Annotated in this window: 1 protein-coding gene; it reads right to left on the bottom strand. The window is 74.2% G+C overall.

Annotated features, from left to right (window positions below; translation table 11 throughout):
* On the bottom strand, window positions 1–593 hold a 593-nt coding region (locus HLH34_RS19100; RefSeq protein ID WP_183121140.1), incomplete at both ends, for a M20/M25/M40 family metallo-hydrolase.

The raw sequence follows: 593 nt of genomic DNA, 5'->3' as shown, positions 1-593 counted from the left end.
TGCATCGCCATCGTCCCGGCGTGGCCGGCCACCCCGCCCACTACGGCGCGGAAGCGGTATTGCGCGGCGATGGCGCTGACCACGCCCAGCGCGCGGTCCTCGGCCTCCAGCACCGGGCCCTGTTCGATATGGGCCTCGACATAGGCCACGATCCCGTCCCGCCGCCGGGCGGCGGCGAGCAGTTGCGCGATGTCCAGCCCGAAGGACGCCAGGGCCTCGGCCAGCGTCGTCCCCGCGCTGTCGCGCAGATCGAGGTCCTGCCCGTCCAGCGCGCCGGCGACGGCGCGGGTGGCCAGCATCGAGACCGGAAAGCGCGAGCCCTCCTCGTCGCCGAAGCCGATCACCTCCAGCGCGAAGGGAAAGCGCCGGCCGCGCGCGGCGAAGCCCGCCACCGCCTCGATCCCCAGCATCACCCCCAGCATGCCGTCATAGCGCCCGCCGTCGCGCACGCTGTCGACATGCGAGCCGATCAGCAGCGCCGGCGCATCGGCGGCCAGCCCTTCATAGCGGCCGAGCAGATTGCCCGCCGCGTCGATCCGCGCCGACATCCCGGCCTCGCGCATCCAGGTGGCCAGCCGGTCCAGGGTCGCGCC

Origin of the sequence: Gluconacetobacter azotocaptans (assembly GCF_014174355.1) — a bacterium.
Lineage (GTDB): Bacteria > Pseudomonadota > Alphaproteobacteria > Acetobacterales > Acetobacteraceae > Gluconacetobacter > Gluconacetobacter azotocaptans.
The sequence above is the reverse complement of the archived record's forward strand: the minus strand, read 5'-3'. Positions and strand labels throughout refer to the sequence as shown.